The sequence below is a fragment of the Tabrizicola sp. YIM 78059 genome, from assembly GCF_004959785.1.
Lineage (GTDB): Bacteria > Pseudomonadota > Alphaproteobacteria > Rhodobacterales > Rhodobacteraceae > Tabrizicola > Tabrizicola caldifontis.
Window position 1 is genome coordinate 104507 of record NZ_SJZH01000004.1, and the last position, 15310, is coordinate 119816.

Sequence of the window (15310 nt, forward strand, 5' to 3'; positions counted from 1 at the left end):
TTTTAAAGAGGGAATCGCATGGCGCGCATCCTCGGTTACATCGCGGCCAGTCTGGACGGGTTCGTCGCTGCCGCGGATGACAGCCTCGACTGGCTTTTCGCCTACAACGACATGGACCTGGGCGAGCACGGCTACGACCGGTTCCTGAAGCGCATCCGGACCGTAGTCATGGGCCGCGCAACCTACGATTTCCTTGAAAGGACCAGGGCCCCCTGGCCCTATGCCGCGCAGCGCGCCTTCGTGGTAACCTCGCGCCCGATCCCTGCCCCACTCGGCTCGCTGGAAACCCGCAGCGACGTGGACGCGCTGATCGCCGAGTTGCGCGCCCTGGACGACGGTGATGTCTGGATGGTCGGCGGCGGGCAGTTGCAGATGGCCTTTCTGGAACGCGGCGCCGTGGACGAGATCGAGATCTACGTCATCCCCGAACTGATCGGCGGCGGCCCGCCGCTCTTTCCGCCGACCGGCCTGCGCGCCAGCCCCCAGCTGATCAGCGCCAAGGCATTGGATCGCGGCTGCGTGCGGCTGCACTATGCGCTGACCTGACGCCCAAGCTTGATCCTGTCGCGCCTCGCCCGTAGAAGGCGCGCTGTCGCCAATGGAGGGCATGATGGGTTTCAAGATGGGCATCGTCGGGCTGCCGAACGTGGGCAAGTCCACGCTCTTCAACGCGCTGACCCGCACGGCGGCAGCGCAGGCGGCGAACTTTCCCTTCTGCACGATCGAACCCAACGTGGGCGAGGTGGCCGTCCCCGATGCCCGGCTGGCGAAACTTGCCGCGATTGCCGGGTCGAAGCAGATCATCCCGGCGCGGATGACCTTCGTGGATATCGCGGGTCTCGTGCGCGGCGCTTCGAAAGGCGAAGGGCTGGGCAACCAGTTTCTGGCCAACATCCGCGAATGCGATGCCATCGCCCATGTGCTGCGCTGCTTCGAGGACAGTGACATCACCCATGTCGAGGGCCGGATCGACCCGGTCGCTGACGCCGAAACCATCGAGACCGAGCTCATGCTGGCAGACCTCGAGTCGATCGAACGCCGCCGGGCGAACCTGGCGCGCAAGCTGAAGGGCGGCGACAAGGAGGCGGCCGACCAGGACCGGCTTCTGGCCCAGGCCCAGCAGGCGCTGGAGGCCGGCCGGCCGGCCCGCACGGTCAAGGTTGCCGAGGATGACCGCAAGGCCTGGCGCATGCTCCAGCTTCTGACTGCCAAGCCCGTGCTTTACGTCTGCAACGTCGAGGAAGCCAGCGCCGCAACCGGCAACGCGCAGTCGGCCCGCGTGGCAGAAATGGCGGCAAGACAGGGCGCCGGAACGGTGGTGATCTCGGCCCGGATCGAAGAGGAACTTGCCCAGTTGCCGGAAGACGAGGCCGCGCTGTTCCTGCAGGAGATGGGTCTTGCCGAGCCCGGCCTCGACCGGCTGATCCGTGCGGGTTACGCGCTGCTCGGCCTGCAGACCTATTTCACCGTCGGCCCGAAGGAGGCGCGCGCCTGGACGATCCCCAAGGGGACGCTTGCCCCGCAGGCGGCCGGCGTGATCCACGGCGACTTCGAAAAGGGCTTCATCCGCGCCGAAACCATCGCCTACGACGACTACATCGCCGGAAATGGCGAGGCAGGCGCCAAGGAAGCCGGCAAGTTCCGTGTGGAAGGCAAAACCTACGAGGTCCAGGACGGCGACGTCCTGCACTTCCTGTTCAACGGCTGATCCACAAACCTGACGTCTGCCCATGGGCAGGATCTGACAGGCGATCCGGGCCGCAGATATGCCGACGTTCCAAAGGATGGCTTTCCCGCAGCCGGATTTGCGGTCTGGGACAACCTTTCCCTTGCCGACAGGATGATCGGCTCTTTGTTTGAAATGCGGATCAGCCGCAGGCAGCGGCCTGCAAAGGCGGTGGGGCTGCCGGGCTCCGCGCCTTTCCTGCGCACCCGTCTGCGGAAGCGCATCACGTGCGGCGGGACAGGCGGACCTAAAGGCGCCTTATTCCTGTTTCTTCCGAATGCCGATGACCCGACCCTCGGCGCACCAGCCACGCTTTACCACCTGGGCCATCGGTTGGGTTTGCGTCCCTGTGGAACCGGATCGGGCGTAGGGGCAATCTCAGCCAGAACCTGCCTGAGAAGATCAGGCGGGATCCTGGCCTGATCCAATCAGATCATGAAAGGTGCTACCGCATCTCTTGCCTGGCACGCCCATAAATGTCCCCGCCATCCCCTTTTCCCGTGCCTTTCCCCTTGCCCCCGCCGCACCGCCCCGATAAACGGGCAGGCGGAGACGTGGCCGAGTGGTCGAAGGCACACCCCTGCTAAGGGTGCAGACCTCTAAAGGGTCTCGAGGGTTCGAATCCCTTCGTCTCCGCCATATCTGATTGATTTGGCGGAATTTTCCCAAAGATGAGTGGCTCGGCTACAACCTCATCGATCTTCAAAGCTAGAACTGGACGGTTGCGGCCAGGGCGACGGCGGAGAGGAAGGCCTTCGGGCATCTGTCGTAACATGGCATCTGGCGCAGTCGTTCAGCCGGCCGAACATGATCTCGATGCGTTTGCGGCGTTTGTAGCGGCGCCTGTCGTAGCGGATGACCCTTCCGCATGACTTCCGACCGCGGATGCAGGGGCGTATCCCTTTGTCTTTCAAGGCATCCCGGAACCAGTCGACATTGTACCCCCTATCGGCGATAAGCCATTCCGGGGCCGGCAAACTGCCCATTAGGGCTGCGGTGCCGGTGTAGTCGCTGACCTGGCCTGCCATCATGAAGAGCCGCAGCCAGCGGTCCTTGGCATCGGTCACGGCGTGCAACTTCGTGTTCAGCCCGCCCTTCGTGCGCCCGATCACCCCAATCAATTCGGGAGCCTGCATCACGCAGACCGGGCGTCATCAAGCCAGGTAATGGGTTCTGACCCTAGCGTTCCAGAAAGCTGCGCCGTCGGCTTTCGAGGATGGGGGCAAGGAAATACTCCATCGCGCTGCGCTCCCCATCGAGGAGCATGACCTCGGCCGGCATCCCGGGCACCAGCTGGACATGCGAGAGCCCCTCGATATCATGCGGGTCGACCTCGATCTGGGCCAGGAAGTAGGCGGCGCCACTGCGCTCGTCCACGAAGGCATCGGCCGAGATCGACTGAAGGCGGCCATGGATCTGCGGCATGTTCCGCTGATTGTAGGCCGACAGGATCACCCGTGCAGACATGCCCGGCGTGATCCGGTCGATGTCATGCGGCTGCACGCGGGCGCTGATCATCAGATGGGCCTCGTCCGGGACGATGTCGGCGATGGGCTCGCCGGGCCGGATGACCCCACCCTCGGTCGTGGCGCGCAGGTTCATTACCCGGCCGGCAATGGGCGCGCGGATCACCGTCCGCTCCAGCATGTTCTCGCGCGAGGGCATCTGGCCGCGAAGTTCGGCAAGGACACGCCGGATCTCTGCAAGTTGTCCCGCGATCGCCTCGTGGCGCTCCTCGTCAACGGCCAGAAGCTGGAGCCGGGTCTCGCCCATGGCCTCGGCGTTCTGGGCGATGCGCGCACGGTTCATCGCGATCGAGGCCGCAACCTCTGCACGCGTGCGCTGAAGGGCAAGGATGCGCGGCTTGCGCTCGAGTCCCTGGGCCAGCAGGTCCTCGGCTGCGGTGATCTCCTCGTCGATCAGGGCAAGTTGCTCCTCCTCGGCTGCGATCACCTGATCAAGGCCCGCATTCTGTTCGCCGAGTTGCAGAATGCGGGCCTCGAGAATCGAGATGCGGCTGGCCAGCGTGGCGCGCCGGCTAGCAAGAAGCTGCCGCTGGCCCTCGATGACCTGCCGCATGGCTGGGCTGTCGTCGGCAAGCAGAACGTCGGGAAAAACGATCTCGGGCGCATCCGTGCGCTCGGCCTCAAGCCGGGCCTCGGTGGCGAGGACGTGAAGATATCGCTCGCGGATCTCGGCATCGAGCGAGCGCGCGGCGGTGTCGTCGAGGGTAATCAGCGGATCCGCGGCGGAGACGGGGTCGCCCTCGCGGACATGGATCGCGCGGATGATGCCACCCTCGAGGTGCTGGACGGTCCTGCGGTATCCGTCAGGGCTGATCACGCCGGGCGCGAGGGCCGCGCTCGCGAGGGGCGCATAGATGGACCAGGCGCCGAACACGAACACGAACACCGCCGCCGCCACCAGACCAAGCCTCTTGGCCCCGCGCGTCAGCGCAGCGAGGTCGCCATTGGCACCGGCACCGAGCGACCTGCGGCTGCGTCGGCCACGGATCCAGACTGCTGTCAAAAGCGCGACCAAGAAGGCGAGCAAGACCAGGAGTCCTGCGGCCTGCTTGCCCGCATCGATCCCGGCGAGGCCCGGGAACTGGCCAGCGATATCCATGAACCAGTCCTGCGCCGCATCCCACAGACCCGCCAGAGCGATGGAGCCGGTCATGGCGTCATTCTCCTGCCGTCACGTTTTCTGGTAGCCCCGCATCAGGCTGCACTGCGGCGCTGCCGGCCCGCCGCACCGCCATGGTGGGGACGTGCCGCACCGGCTGGAGGAGCTGGTCGCGCGGTCCGAAGCCGGCAACCGTGCCGTCGTGCATTGCAAGGATCATGTCGGCGCATTTCAGCACCGATGCCTGGTGCGTCACGATCAGGACAGTCGTGCCGGACCGCTTCAGCGCGGCCAGGGTCTCGATCAGTGCGCGGTCGCCCACCTGGTCGAGGTTGGAGTTGGGCTCGTCTAGCACGACGAAGGCGGGATCGCCATAGATAGCACGCGCCAGCGCCAGCCGCTGCCGCTGGCCCAGCGAAATGCGGTGCGAGTGCAGCGAAATCTCGGTCTCATAGCCGTTGGGCAGCGCAAGGATCAGCTCGTGCACCCCGGCGATCTTGGCGGCACGCACCGCGGCGTTGCTGTCGATCTCACGGAAGCGGGCAATGTTCTGCGCCACTGTTCCGGGCAGGAGTTCGACCTGCTGCGGCAGATAGCCGATATGGGGGCCAAGATCCTCGGGGCTCCAGTCGAACACGTCTGCCCCGTCTAGCCGGACATGCCCCCGCGTCGGTCGCCAGGCGCCTACGGCAAGACGGCAGAGTGTGGATTTGCCCGATCCCGAAGGGCCCAGGACGGCGCAGTTCTGGCCGGGCTCAAGCGCGAAGCTGATCCCGTGCAGGACCGGCACGCTCGAGCCTGGTGGCGCATATATGACATTTTCGAACGACAGCCGGCCCTGCGGCCGGGGCAGCATGACCCGCGGCGCATCAGAGCGCGCGGCCTCGGCAAAGAGGTCGGTCAGGTTTGCCCGCGCCGCCCGCGCTGCCACGAAGGCCCGCCAGGCACCCGTCGCGCGCTCGATGGGCGCCAGCGCACGCCCCATCACGATCGAGGCCGCGATCATCGCTCCGGCCGTGGTCTGGCCATTGAGCACCAGGTAGGCCCCGGCAGCCAGGATGCCGATCTGCAGGCCCTGGCGCAGGCTTCGTGCGATGGAGAGGATCGTTGTCGTGCGATCGCTGAGCGTCTGCTGCTCGGCGTTGAGGGTGCTCTGGGCCCGGCCCCAGGCGCCAAAGACGCCCTGCGCCATGCCGAGGGGGCCTATGGTCTCGCCGGCATCGACAAAGCGGTTGGCGTTGTCCTGCTGGGCCTTGGCCATCTGCGCCAGCTGCATCTGGCGGTTTCGCGTGAGCGCATCGTTTGCCAGCGCAAGCCCGAGAAGCGCCAGCGCCCCCACCGTCGCGAAGGCACCCAGCGCCGGATGCAAGAGCCAGATGAACGCAAGGAACACCACGCTCCACGGTGCGTCGAGGAAGGCCAGCACCGCATCACCCGCATAGAAGCGGCGCAGGTCGCCCACATCGCGCGTGCCGGCGCGGCCGCTCCTGCCGGCCAGCCTGGATTCCATCGCCTGCTGCAGCATCGGCGCGCTGAGCTGGTCATCCAGCCAGCTTGCGGTGCGCGCAAGCGTCTTGCGCCGGGCGTGTTCCAGTACGCCGTAGATCACGATGGCAAAGACGGCAATCAGCGTGAGCCAGATCAACGTGTCGAGTGAGCCGCTGGAAAGCACGCGATCATAGACCTGCAGCATGTAGATGCTCGTCACGAGCAGAAGCAGGTTCAGAAGGCAGCTGAGAAGGACAAGAACGGGAAACTGGCGCCTGACGGCACGCAAGGCGAGGGTAAGACGGTCTGCTCCGGGCGTTGGTGTCATGGTGCAACTTCCACCGCTGGGGGAAGGGGGACAGGCCCGCCGCGGCGATGGCGGGCCCGCATGATCGGCGTCAGGTCATCATTCCGTCAGCCGCGAGATCGATCGAGAAGGTGTCTGTGGCGAAGTCGTCGTCGCCGTCGAACAGCGTGGCGGTGAAGTCAAGCCGCAGCGGTTCGGGGTTCAGAGTTTCCTCGATGCTCCACTGGATCACCGGGATCTTGACGGTGCCCAGCCCCATGGTCAGCTGCACCGCATCGATCCGTTTGTCGCCGACATCGATGTCGAAGTAGCTGCCGCCCTGCGCCGCCTTCGGCACCGTGGGATCGCCACGCAAGGCGGGCTTCACCATGTTGGCGGTGACAAGGACGTGATCTGTCACGGTGCCATCGGTGTGGAAGACCCGGAAGTACAGCTCCTCGGTCGCGGTGTTGTAACCCCCCACAGAGTTCGAGATGAAGACCCGGACGTTGTCGACCACCTCCTCCGGGTTGAACACGAAGCTCTCGTCGCCCGCCTGGATGCCGGCACGCGACCCGTCGAGGTTGTTGTTGTTGATCCCGATTCCTGCGGTCGACACATTCATCTGCGTCGAGGCGCTTATCAGGGTCGGGATCTGGTTGGTCGGGGTCAGGAAGCTCCGGATCTGCGCCTCGCTAAGGTCAGTCGCACCGGGAACGACAAGGTCGAGCAGGTCGTTCGGGGGCGTGTTGCCCATGATGCCCGAGGCAGATGCCGTGGCGACAACCCCGAAGAACACGACATCATCGGCCCCGCTCTCGCTGCCGCCGAACATGAGCGTACGCACCGGGTTGGGACCGCTTGCCTTGAGCGTACCCTGAGAACTGTCCTTGAGCGTGATCCCAGACGGCGGCGTGGTCACCACCAGGCTGTAGCTTTCGGGATCGTCGGGATCAAAGGTCAGCGTGAACTCGACCTTGTCGGGCTGGCCGTCGCCGTTGAAGTCGCCCGTAATCCAGCCGTCGAAGCTGCGGTCGCCGGTCCGGACGAGGCTGCTGTTGTCGCCGGTGGCGATGACCGTTCCGAACTGGCTGATCTCAAAGCTGTTGAGCGCCACGTTCAGCGACTTCAGGCCATCGTTCCCCGCATCAGGGGTCCAGCTTCCCTTGGCGCCCGTCATGTAGGTTCCACTCGCGTTCCCGACGGTGACCATCGGATTGTCATCCGCGAACGAGAAGTAGTCACCAACCGAGACAGTGTGCGTGGCGGTGTCGCCGTCGCCATCCTTGGCGGTTGCGGTCACCGAGATCACCACATCCGCCAGGGTAACCGTGTCGCTGGGATCGTTGGCGTTGGGATGCATGATTGCCCGCATCTGTTCCAGTTCGACCACGCCCGTGCTGGCGTTGATCGAGATCTCGAACACCGTCGGTCCGCTTGCGGCGCTCGCAAGGCTGGTGCCGGCCTTGCCGGTGATCGTTGTCCCGTCAGAAGACATGAACAGGAACACTGGATTGCCGGTCGCGGTATCAAGAACCCCGCTGTTTGCGCTGGCCACCCCGATCGAAAGGGCATAGGTCAGCGCGTCTGTGGCCGCCGGCCCGTCGGCGCCATAGGAGACGTCGAACAGCGTCGCAAAGCTGGCCGAGGCCTTCGCGTTGAGAGCGGCATCGCTCGCCGTAAGAGACTGCGGCTCTGTGCCGGTCTCGATGGCGGGCGTGTCGTCGTTGACATGGACCGAGACGGAGGATTCCGCCCAGTCGCCGTCGCCGTCCGTCACCCGGTAGTTGATGGTGAAGGTGACGTTCTCCTCGCTGCTGCCAGGGGTCGGGTGGAACACCGGGGCGAGATGCGTCATGGTGTAGGCGCCCGTGGTCGGGGTGACCTCGACCTTCAGCACGGCAACCGGCGCACCGTTCTGCATCTGGCTGATGGTCAGGGTCGCGGCGTCGGGCGACAGCTCCTGGCTGAAGCCGCCCGTCACGGGCAGCGTCGCGAGTTGCAGAAGCACCGTGCCCGCCTCGTCGGCCCCGAAGCCGTGGGCCAGCGTGCCCGTGGCCGTGGCCGAGGTGCCCGCCACATCGTCCGCGCCGCCCGGGTTGGCCGCGGCGTTCGTCGTCTGTGCCGTCTCGTCGTCGAACTGCACGGCGCTGTTCGCCCCGGCCTCGGGCGCATCGTCCCTGAAGGTGAAGCGGTCGCCCACGTTCACGCTCTTCTCGACCCGGTCGCCGTCGCCGTCGGTCGCAATGGCGGTGATCGAGATGGCCTCGTCGGCCAGCGTCAGCGCCTCGTCGGGATCGGTGGCGTCGGGATGGGCGATGGCACGCTGCTGGTCGAGCGTGACCTTGCCATCGGCATCGACGCTGATGACGAAGACGACCGCGCCATCCTCGGCAGCAGCCTTGTCCGTTCCCGCGCGCCCGGTGACGGTCTTTCCGTCCGCCGACAGGAACAGGAACACCGGATTGCCGGTCGCGGTGTCCGTCAGCCCGCTGTCGGCGTCCTCCACCCCGATCGAAAGGACATAGCTCAGCCCGCCCCCGCTCGCAGCGCCATCAGCCCCGAAGCTGGCCGAAAAGAGCCCGGCAAAGCTGCCAGAGGCGTCCTCCGAAAGGTTCGTCTCGTCCACCGTCAGCGCTTCAGGCCGGGTGCCGAGCATGATCGAGGGCCCGTCATCATGGAAGATGATCTTCGAACCGATCTCCATGGTGGAACTTGCCGCCTCGGTCAGCGCGAAGCCGCCAAGGTCGAAGCCGATATTGCTGCCCGAGCCCTGCGCGGGCTGGTCGTTGCGGATCAGGACGCGGTTATGATCGGCATCCGTTGCATAGCGAATGATATCGCCGGTGAGTACGCCGGTAATGACAGCCGAGGTACCCGAAAGGTCGACGCTTACGCCCTGCGTCCCGACCACATTGGAACCACCGCGGATCACCTGGACGCCCGAGATGTTGATCGCAATGTCGCCAGACACCAGCGGATTGCCGTCGACGTAATTTACGCCGGGGGCATCTGCCGTGAAATAGGCCTCTACCCGCACGGTCGCGGTAGCGTTGTTCGGCTGCATCTGGGAGATGGTGAATTCGGCAGCCCGTACAAGTAGAGTGGCCGTGAACTGGATGTTGGCCTCGACGTTGGCCTCGGTCGAGCTCAGCGGCTGGCCGGGGTTGTTCCCTGCGCCAGGTCCGGCAAGGTAGTCTGGGTTCGCGCCCGTCACAAAGGTCAGGACCAGCGCCTCCTTCGCGTCGATCCGCTGGTTGTTGGTGCCGAGGGTCGTTGTGCCGCCGCCCTGGCTGCTGTTGACGGTGCTGCCGCTCGAGACGTTGGCGCCCGCGGACTGATTGGCGGGGTTTTCGCCCGTCACGAGAATTGCCTGCGACGAGGTTCCGAACATCATGAAGAGATTCTGGCCAGACGGTGCGTTGGCGAAGGAGAAGTTCTGCGCTGCATTGGCGGTGACGTGGACGAGGTTCGACAGATCGACCGCATCGTCGGGATCCGCGGCATCGGGATGCTGGATCGCCTGGTACTGTACGGTCCACAACTTGGCACCGGTCGGCGGCATCCCCCCCGTGGGTTGAAGGTAGACGGCAAAGACGATAACGCCGCCCTGGGTCTTGCCAAAGACGATGTTGTCGTCCACCCCGTCGGTCCAAAGATAGATGGCGTCGCCGCTTGTCGTCTGCAGACCGCTATCGAGACCGGCCAGAGGTTTTCCATCCGCGCCGGAAAGGGAGATGTTGCCCAGCGTGCCGGTGGCACCGAAGTTCACGACGTTTCCGTTGCTTCCGGCAGCTCCGATCGCGGTTGACGCGCCAAGGTCCGCCAGTCGAGACGAGAAGGCAAGAGGAATTGCCGGGAAAAGGACATCATCGTCCTGCAATCCCGCAGTCTCGTCGTGAATGATCGAGGTTCCGGTAAGCGTGATGAGCGCATTCATGGTCTATTCTCCCGTCCGAGGAACGATCTCGCGGGCGGTCTCTCGTTATCGCGTGCAACAAGTGACCGCTCATCGACCGGACCAGGTCTGATGATTTGCATTCAGAGTGCTTGCAGAAGTTACAGGCCACCGGACCCGGACAGGCGCTCTGCGCGTCTCCGGGACGAGTTGACACCTGTGATCAAATATTGACGTTCAGCCCACCGCACACAATTTGCGGAAGTCCTGTTTGCATTGGAAATTGGCCAAAATTTGAAACGAGCCACGCCGCAGACTTTCGCGACATTTATCTCTGCCTTTGGCCTCGTCTGACGATGGCCGGCCCCTCCCTGGCCTTCCCTCCACCCTCTTTGTCTTTTAGATCATTTTCGGAAAATTCTCAACTTTTTCGCCAATCAGAGTTGCCTCTTGGAAGAAAATGACAGGATAAGGCCAGTTTTGTTGAAGACCAACCGCCCAATGCCATCACCCCCCCGACACGCTTCAGGAGACCGGCAGACAACGAATTCATCTCAAGATTGAAGCGCCATGCAGCACAAGGCCGAATCAGCGGGCGCAACCCAAAAATGATGAATGTGTCAGAATCCAGGCCGCTTCGCGCCATCCTGGTGGCGAAGCGGCCTGGCGTTGACCGCCGATCATCCCAGGCAGGAACATCATGATCCTGCCCGACGATGAAGGTGCCCGTGGGGATGACGCCACCCCGCACCAGCCGATCCGTTGTCAGCCTGTTTGGCCCGATCGGTCTGGGCTGGACGGTGTCGGACTTCGGCACGCTCGGCCACCGCCAAAGAAACTTGAAGGTGAGCAGTTCCCGTCCTGGTTCGCATCGAGGCAAGATCGGTCTCGCCGCACGAAAGGGTGCGGTTCGAGGCACGATGGACACGGAATGCACTGACTTGGGCCTGACGGACAGACCCTTGCGCGCTGCGGCGGGCGAATGATCTGGCCTTGGATGATTAGCCTTGCAGGCGGCGAGGCTGGCGCAGGCGGCAGCACCGGAGGGACCAGCCGAAAGCTGTGCGATGGGTCAAATGAGCTTGTCCTGACGCCGCGTCGCGTGGACAAGAAGGGCCCGCGATCAGGGCAAGGCGCACCTTGGGCTTGGGGTGCCCTGCCAGCCGGGACTGTGGGCAGCACGCGACGGAGGGCGCCGCCGCGCTGCTCGCATCGTCCAGCGCAGCGCCAGAGGCGGATGACCGCAACCGCTCTGCACGCCAGACGGCAGACGGCGCGCCATGCGCCCGAAACGCGGCATTCAGATCGCAGTCAGGGCGAAGCCGAGATGCGTGGCCATATGGGCCAGCATCGCCGCTTCCAGCCCATGACGCTGGAAGGCCGCGCCATAGGCAAGGCCGAGAAGCCCGTTCCAGATCAAGGTGCGGGCCATCAGGGCCGGGGTGATCGTGCCTGCCTCGAGGATGACAGCCGGCAGATGGGCAGCCGCGAAGGCCAGGGCCGCAAGAATGGCAGCCGCCCAGAGCGCCGGCGTCCGCTGAACAAGGCGCATCAGGCCAAGGGCGAGCAGGCTCATCAGCCCCCAGCGAAGCAGCACCTCCTCCGTCAGTCCGCCGTAGATCACCCCGAGGGCGAGATCCGCCGCATCCCGCTCTTCGCGCAGGGTTGGAAGGGCGACCGTGTTCCAGACCGGTGCCGTCGCATGGTCCGAAATGGCGATGGCAGCGCCCATGATGATCCCCGCAAGGGCCCAGGCCGCCAATGCCCTGAGCCGCAGGGACGTGCCGAGGATCAGCGCGGAACCCAGCCCCGCCTTCGGGGCGGCCCATGCACCCGCAAGCGCCGCAAGGATCACCAGGCTCAGCGGGTTGACGACAACGGCGGCAAGCGGAATGCCCTCGGGAACCGGCAGGACGAAGGGAAGCAGGACCACACCTGGAAGACCAGAAAGCAGCGCGCGCCCGGCGCGGACCGTGTAGCGAGAGGCAAGAAGCATGGGGCGGGTCGCCTTTGATGAAGTGATTCCTATTTGACGGCGATCATTTGCTGTTTTACGTTAATTTCGTCAATCATGAGATGAAGAAGTCCTGCCATGATCGAATCGCAACCCCTGGCGCGCGTGCAGCGCCTGTCCCGCATCTTGTCACGCCTGGCCCTGGTCTTCATGGCGCTCATCCTCCTGCTCGACCTGCTGCTCTGGATTGACCGGCCCGCACTGGAACGCAGCGCTGCGATGCTCTTGCCCGCTGGTACCCCGCACGACCTGACGACAACCGCGCTGATCGGCGGTTTCGTTTTGGCGCATATGGTGATGGGCCTTCTTCTTTGCTCGCTCTGGCAGGCGCACCGACTGTTTGCGGCCTTTGCAGGGGGGGGCAATCCTCGTGCCCGAAACGGGTCGTCGGCTGTTCCGCATCGGTCTTGCCTTTGCGCTGGTCCTGCCTGCGCAGCTTGCAGCCTCCGGGGTAACCTCGCTTCTGCTGACCTGGCGCAACCCGGCCGGAAGCCGCGCGCTGACGCTGTCGGCCGATCCGGCGCATGCGATGCTTGCGGTCGCCGGCCTGCTGATCCTGACGGTCGGCTGGGTCATGGCCGAGGCCGCGCTGATCGCCGAAGACAACGCACAGATCGTTTGAGGGCCGGCCCATGCCGATCAACGTGACACTGGATGTGATGCTGGCCCGCCGGAAGATGAAGTCGAAGGAACTGGCCGAACGCATCGGCATCACCGAGCAGAACCTGTCGCTTCTGAAGTCCGGCAAGGTGAAGGGGGTGCGGTTCGAAACCCTTGCCGCCATTTGCAGGGCCCTCGACTGCCAGCCGGGCGACCTGCTGGAATACCTGCCGGAGAACGACGCATGAAACCACGCCCGATCTGCAAGCCACGCGACACCAACGGCGAACGGCGTGCGCTGCCGCTGATCTGCATGACGCTGACGGAAGGAGGCCTGACATGACCGGACTGGACGCGCTCGATGCAGCCACCTGGCTGAACCCGCCGCCCGCCTGGGACCGGACACCCGAGGCGCTGACCCTCGAGACCGGAGAGGGCACGGATTTCTGGCGCGATACGCTTTACGGCTTCCGGCGCGACAGCGGTCACGCCTTCCTGGTGCCGGTGATGGGGGATTTCACGGCCCATGTCGGCTTCGAGGGTGACTATCGTGCGCTTTACGACCAGGCCGGTCTGATGCTCCGGCAGGATGATGCCCACTGGATCAAGGCCGGGATCGAACTGTCAGACGGGGTCGCGAACCTTTCGGTCGTGGTCACGCGAGGGGCTTCAGACTGGTCCACGCTGGCGCTCGGGGCGGAACCGGGGCCGCAACGGCTGCGGATGACACGGACGGGTGGCGCCGTGGTGATCCAGGCGCGCAACGCTGCAAACCACTGGCAGCTTCTGCGCGTGACCCCATTCCCGCCGGGGCCAGCGCGAGTCGGGCCGACGGCCTGTTCGCCCGAGCGTGCGGGCTTCAGCGCCCGGTTCACGGAATTCACCTTGGGACCCGCCGTGGCCAAGGCGCTGCATGACGAAAGCCCTGCTGCATGAGCGAGACAATCACGGATCCGGCCGCGCTTCAGGCCCTGTATGGCCCCGTCCTGCCGGTGGCGCGTGACAAGGTGACGGATCACCTGACGGATCCTGCCCGCGCCTTCATCGCAGCCTCGCCCTTCCTGATCCTTGCAACAAACGGTCCTCTTGGACCCGAGGCGAGCCCGCGCGGCGATCCTCCGGGCTTCTGCCGGGTCGTGGGCGACCGCCGCCTGCTGCTGCCGGACCGGCGCGGCAACAACCGGATCGACGGCTTGCGCAACATCCTTGCAGACCCGCGTGTGGGCCTGATGTTCCTGATCCCCGGCATCGGCGAGACGCTGCGCGTCCAGGGCATGGCGCGCATCCTGCGCGACGAGAGCCTTGCCCGAAGCTTCGCAATCGCGGGGACGCTTCCAGCCACGATCCTGGAAATCGAGGTGCGTCAGGTGTTCTACCACTGCGCCCGCTCGATCACCCGCGCGGCCTTGTGGAAGGCCGCGGCGCAGGTTTCCCGCGCGGTCGTGCCTACGGTGGGCGACTTTCTTGCCGCCGCGACCGCAGGGCGCCGTTCTGCCGCGGCCGAGAACGACGGCTATGCGGAACGGCAGCGCGATCTTTACTGAATTGACCCAAAGCCCCTCAGACCACCCGCCGCAGCAGGGCGGAGCGGCGCAGCCCTGCTGCCATGCCGAAGGCAATGGTCGCCGTTGCAGCCACGGATATGGGCAAGGCCGCGGCGCCCGGCGTGCCGACGGCATCAAGGGCACGGCTGACGGCCACAAGGATCGGCGCATGCAGGATGAAGGCGCAATAGCTGTTGGCCGCCGCCTTGTGCCAGAAGTGGGCCGCATGCTCGCCCCTGAGCTGGCTCCAGCAGATCAGCGCGGCGATGGCGCCGAGCGCCACGAGCGGCTCCCAGAAGGCATAGACGATGGCGGCAGGCGTGAAGCCGGTTTCGAACCGGGGCGCGTCGGTCGACAGCAGCGCGACCGGCAGGATCGGCAGCGCAACAAGCCCCACCGTCATCGCCAGCCACAGGCTGCGGCGTGGCAGCCTATCGAGCCAGCCGTTCCGACCGGCCTGCACTCCCACGGCGAAGAGCACGATGTAGGAGGCGAAATATCCCAGCTGGAAGTCCGCAAACGTGAAGCCCACCGGCACGGCCTGCCGGATCAGCAGGGCCGCGAGGCCTGTGCCGAAAGCGATGGCGAGCCATTCTGCGAAGGGCGGCACGGGGCCGACGGCGACACCGTGCGCTGGCCAAACGGCGAGCACGACCGAGAAGACCAGCAAGGCCGCCGGGAACCAAAGCAGGCCAAGGATGAAGCTGCCGCGCAGGATCCGTGCGGCCGTGTCCGCGAGGATCTCGCCCACGGGTGCCGATGCCAGCGCGACGGTCAGCGGGCCGATGAGGAAGCCGAACACCAGCACCGGCACCCCGAGGCGGATCGCGCGATCGCCGAGGAAGGCCGTCGCCCCCTTGCGCTCCAACGATACTGGTGCGAGCGCACCCGAGATCAGGAAGAACAGCCCCATGAAGAAGGCCTGGTTCACGGCGGCAAGGAAGGTCAACGGCAGGTTCGTCGTCTCGGTCGCCCTGAAGAACCAGCTGCCGCTTGCGCCGTGGGTGATCGCGGCGTGGTGCAGGATCACCAGCAGGGTCAGGACCGTGCGCAGCCGGTCGATCCAGACGGCGCGCGGTCGGGCACAGGTAGGCTTGTCTGCGCTTTCGTCGGTCATGGTTTCGCTCGG

Annotated in this window: 12 protein-coding genes, 1 tRNA gene and 1 pseudogene; 7 read left to right on the plus strand and 7 right to left on the minus strand. The window is 65.3% G+C overall.

Annotation, left to right across the window (positions count from 1 at the left end; all coding sequences use genetic code 11):
• Positions 1-18 precede the first annotated feature (18 nt).
• The 3 genes from EZM81_RS07270 to EZM81_RS07280 all read left to right on the plus strand — a co-directional run bounded on the left by EZM81_RS07270 (position 19) and on the right by EZM81_RS07280 (position 2365).
• The gene (locus tag EZM81_RS07270) at positions 19-546 is read left to right on the plus strand and encodes a dihydrofolate reductase family protein (RefSeq protein WP_136645279.1); all 528 of its coding nucleotides are present in this window, start codon (positions 19-21) and stop codon (positions 544-546) included.
• Positions 547-610: 64 nt separating this feature from the next.
• Positions 611-1708, plus strand: a complete 1098-nt coding sequence (gene ychF, locus EZM81_RS07275) for a redox-regulated ATPase YchF (RefSeq protein WP_136645280.1) — start codon at positions 611-613, stop codon at positions 1706-1708.
• Positions 1709-2274: 566 nt separating this feature from the next.
• Positions 2275-2365 (plus strand) — tRNA-Ser (locus EZM81_RS07280).
• A 69-nt stretch (positions 2366-2434) separates the two neighbouring features.
• Here EZM81_RS07280 and EZM81_RS07285 read toward each other — a convergent pair.
• From EZM81_RS07285 to EZM81_RS18260, 6 genes and pseudogenes are all read right to left on the minus strand, one after another.
• A pseudogene (locus tag EZM81_RS07285) lies at positions 2435-2838 on the minus strand (IS5 family transposase); the annotation flags it as partial.
• A 67-nt stretch (positions 2839-2905) separates the two neighbouring features.
• Positions 2906-4405: an HlyD family type I secretion periplasmic adaptor subunit gene (locus tag EZM81_RS07290; protein ID WP_136645281.1), complete on the minus strand. Its 1500-nt coding sequence runs from the start codon at positions 4403-4405 to the stop codon at positions 2906-2908.
• Between the two features lie 4 nt (positions 4406-4409).
• The gene (locus tag EZM81_RS07295; protein ID WP_136645282.1) at positions 4410-6167 is read right to left on the minus strand and encodes a type I secretion system permease/ATPase; all 1758 of its coding nucleotides are present in this window, start codon (positions 6165-6167) and stop codon (positions 4410-4412) included.
• Positions 6168-6237: 70 nt separating this feature from the next.
• Positions 6238-10065, minus strand: a complete 3828-nt coding sequence (locus EZM81_RS07300; RefSeq protein WP_136645283.1) for a DUF5801 repeats-in-toxin domain-containing protein — start codon at positions 10063-10065, stop codon at positions 6238-6240.
• Positions 10066-11323: 1258 nt separating this feature from the next.
• Positions 11324-12019: a type II CAAX prenyl endopeptidase Rce1 family protein gene (locus EZM81_RS07305; RefSeq protein ID WP_136645284.1), complete on the minus strand. Its 696-nt coding sequence runs from the start codon at positions 12017-12019 to the stop codon at positions 11324-11326.
• Positions 12020-12166: 147 nt separating this feature from the next.
• Positions 12167-12370 carry a hypothetical protein gene (locus tag EZM81_RS18260; protein ID WP_211195391.1) on the minus strand — a complete coding sequence of 68 codons (204 nt, stop codon included), beginning with the start codon at positions 12368-12370 and terminating at the stop codon, positions 12167-12169.
• Positions 12371-12407: 37 nt separating this feature from the next.
• On the opposite strand from EZM81_RS18260, the gene EZM81_RS07310 reads away from it, so the two are divergent.
• The 4 genes from EZM81_RS07310 (at position 12408) to EZM81_RS07325 (ending at position 14181) form a co-directional block, all read left to right on the plus strand.
• Positions 12408-12659: a hypothetical protein gene (locus EZM81_RS07310; protein ID WP_136645285.1), complete on the plus strand. Its 252-nt coding sequence runs from the start codon at positions 12408-12410 to the stop codon at positions 12657-12659.
• A 10-nt stretch (positions 12660-12669) separates the two neighbouring features.
• Positions 12670-12885 (plus strand): helix-turn-helix transcriptional regulator, encoded by a 216-nt coding sequence (locus EZM81_RS07315; protein ID WP_136645286.1) that lies wholly within the window; start codon positions 12670-12672, stop codon positions 12883-12885.
• A gap of 91 nt (positions 12886-12976) precedes the next feature.
• Positions 12977-13573, plus strand: a complete 597-nt coding sequence (locus EZM81_RS07320; protein ID WP_136645287.1) for a DUF1349 domain-containing protein — start codon at positions 12977-12979, stop codon at positions 13571-13573.
• Positions 13570-14181: an MSMEG_1061 family FMN-dependent PPOX-type flavoprotein gene (locus EZM81_RS07325; RefSeq protein WP_136645288.1), complete on the plus strand. Its 612-nt coding sequence runs from the start codon at positions 13570-13572 to the stop codon at positions 14179-14181. The genes EZM81_RS07320 and EZM81_RS07325 overlap by 4 nt, the downstream gene beginning before the upstream one ends.
• 16 nt (positions 14182-14197) lie before the next feature.
• Here the strand turns inward: EZM81_RS07325 and EZM81_RS07330 are convergent, their stop codons facing one another.
• Positions 14198-15298 (minus strand): acyltransferase, encoded by a 1101-nt coding sequence (locus EZM81_RS07330; protein WP_136645289.1) that lies wholly within the window; start codon positions 15296-15298, stop codon positions 14198-14200.
• Positions 15299-15310 lie beyond the last annotated feature (12 nt).

Excerpts from the sequence above, each read along its gene's own strand:
- EZM81_RS07290 (WP_136645281.1), bottom strand. The coding sequence starts at position 4,405 with ATGACCGGCTCCATCGCTCTGGCGGGTCTGTGGGATGCGGCGCAGGAC.
- EZM81_RS07315 (WP_136645286.1), top strand. The coding sequence starts at position 12,670 with ATGCCGATCAACGTGACACTGGATGTGATGCTGGCCCGCCGGAAGATG.
- EZM81_RS07320 (WP_136645287.1), top strand. The coding sequence starts at position 12,977 with ATGACCGGACTGGACGCGCTCGATGCAGCCACCTGGCTGAACCCGCCG.
- EZM81_RS07325 (WP_136645288.1), top strand. The coding sequence starts at position 13,570 with ATGAGCGAGACAATCACGGATCCGGCCGCGCTTCAGGCCCTGTATGGC.
- EZM81_RS07295 (WP_136645282.1), bottom strand. The coding sequence starts at position 6,167 with ATGACACCAACGCCCGGAGCAGACCGTCTTACCCTCGCCTTGCGTGCC.
- EZM81_RS07270 (WP_136645279.1), top strand. The coding sequence starts at position 19 with ATGGCGCGCATCCTCGGTTACATCGCGGCCAGTCTGGACGGGTTCGTC.
- EZM81_RS07305 (WP_136645284.1), bottom strand. The coding sequence starts at position 12,019 with ATGCTTCTTGCCTCTCGCTACACGGTCCGCGCCGGGCGCGCGCTGCTT.
- EZM81_RS07300 (WP_136645283.1), bottom strand. The coding sequence starts at position 10,065 with ATGAATGCGCTCATCACGCTTACCGGAACCTCGATCATTCACGACGAG.
- EZM81_RS07330 (WP_136645289.1), bottom strand. The coding sequence starts at position 15,298 with ATGACCGACGAAAGCGCAGACAAGCCTACCTGTGCCCGACCGCGCGCC.
- ychF (WP_136645280.1), top strand. The coding sequence starts at position 611 with ATGGGTTTCAAGATGGGCATCGTCGGGCTGCCGAACGTGGGCAAGTCC.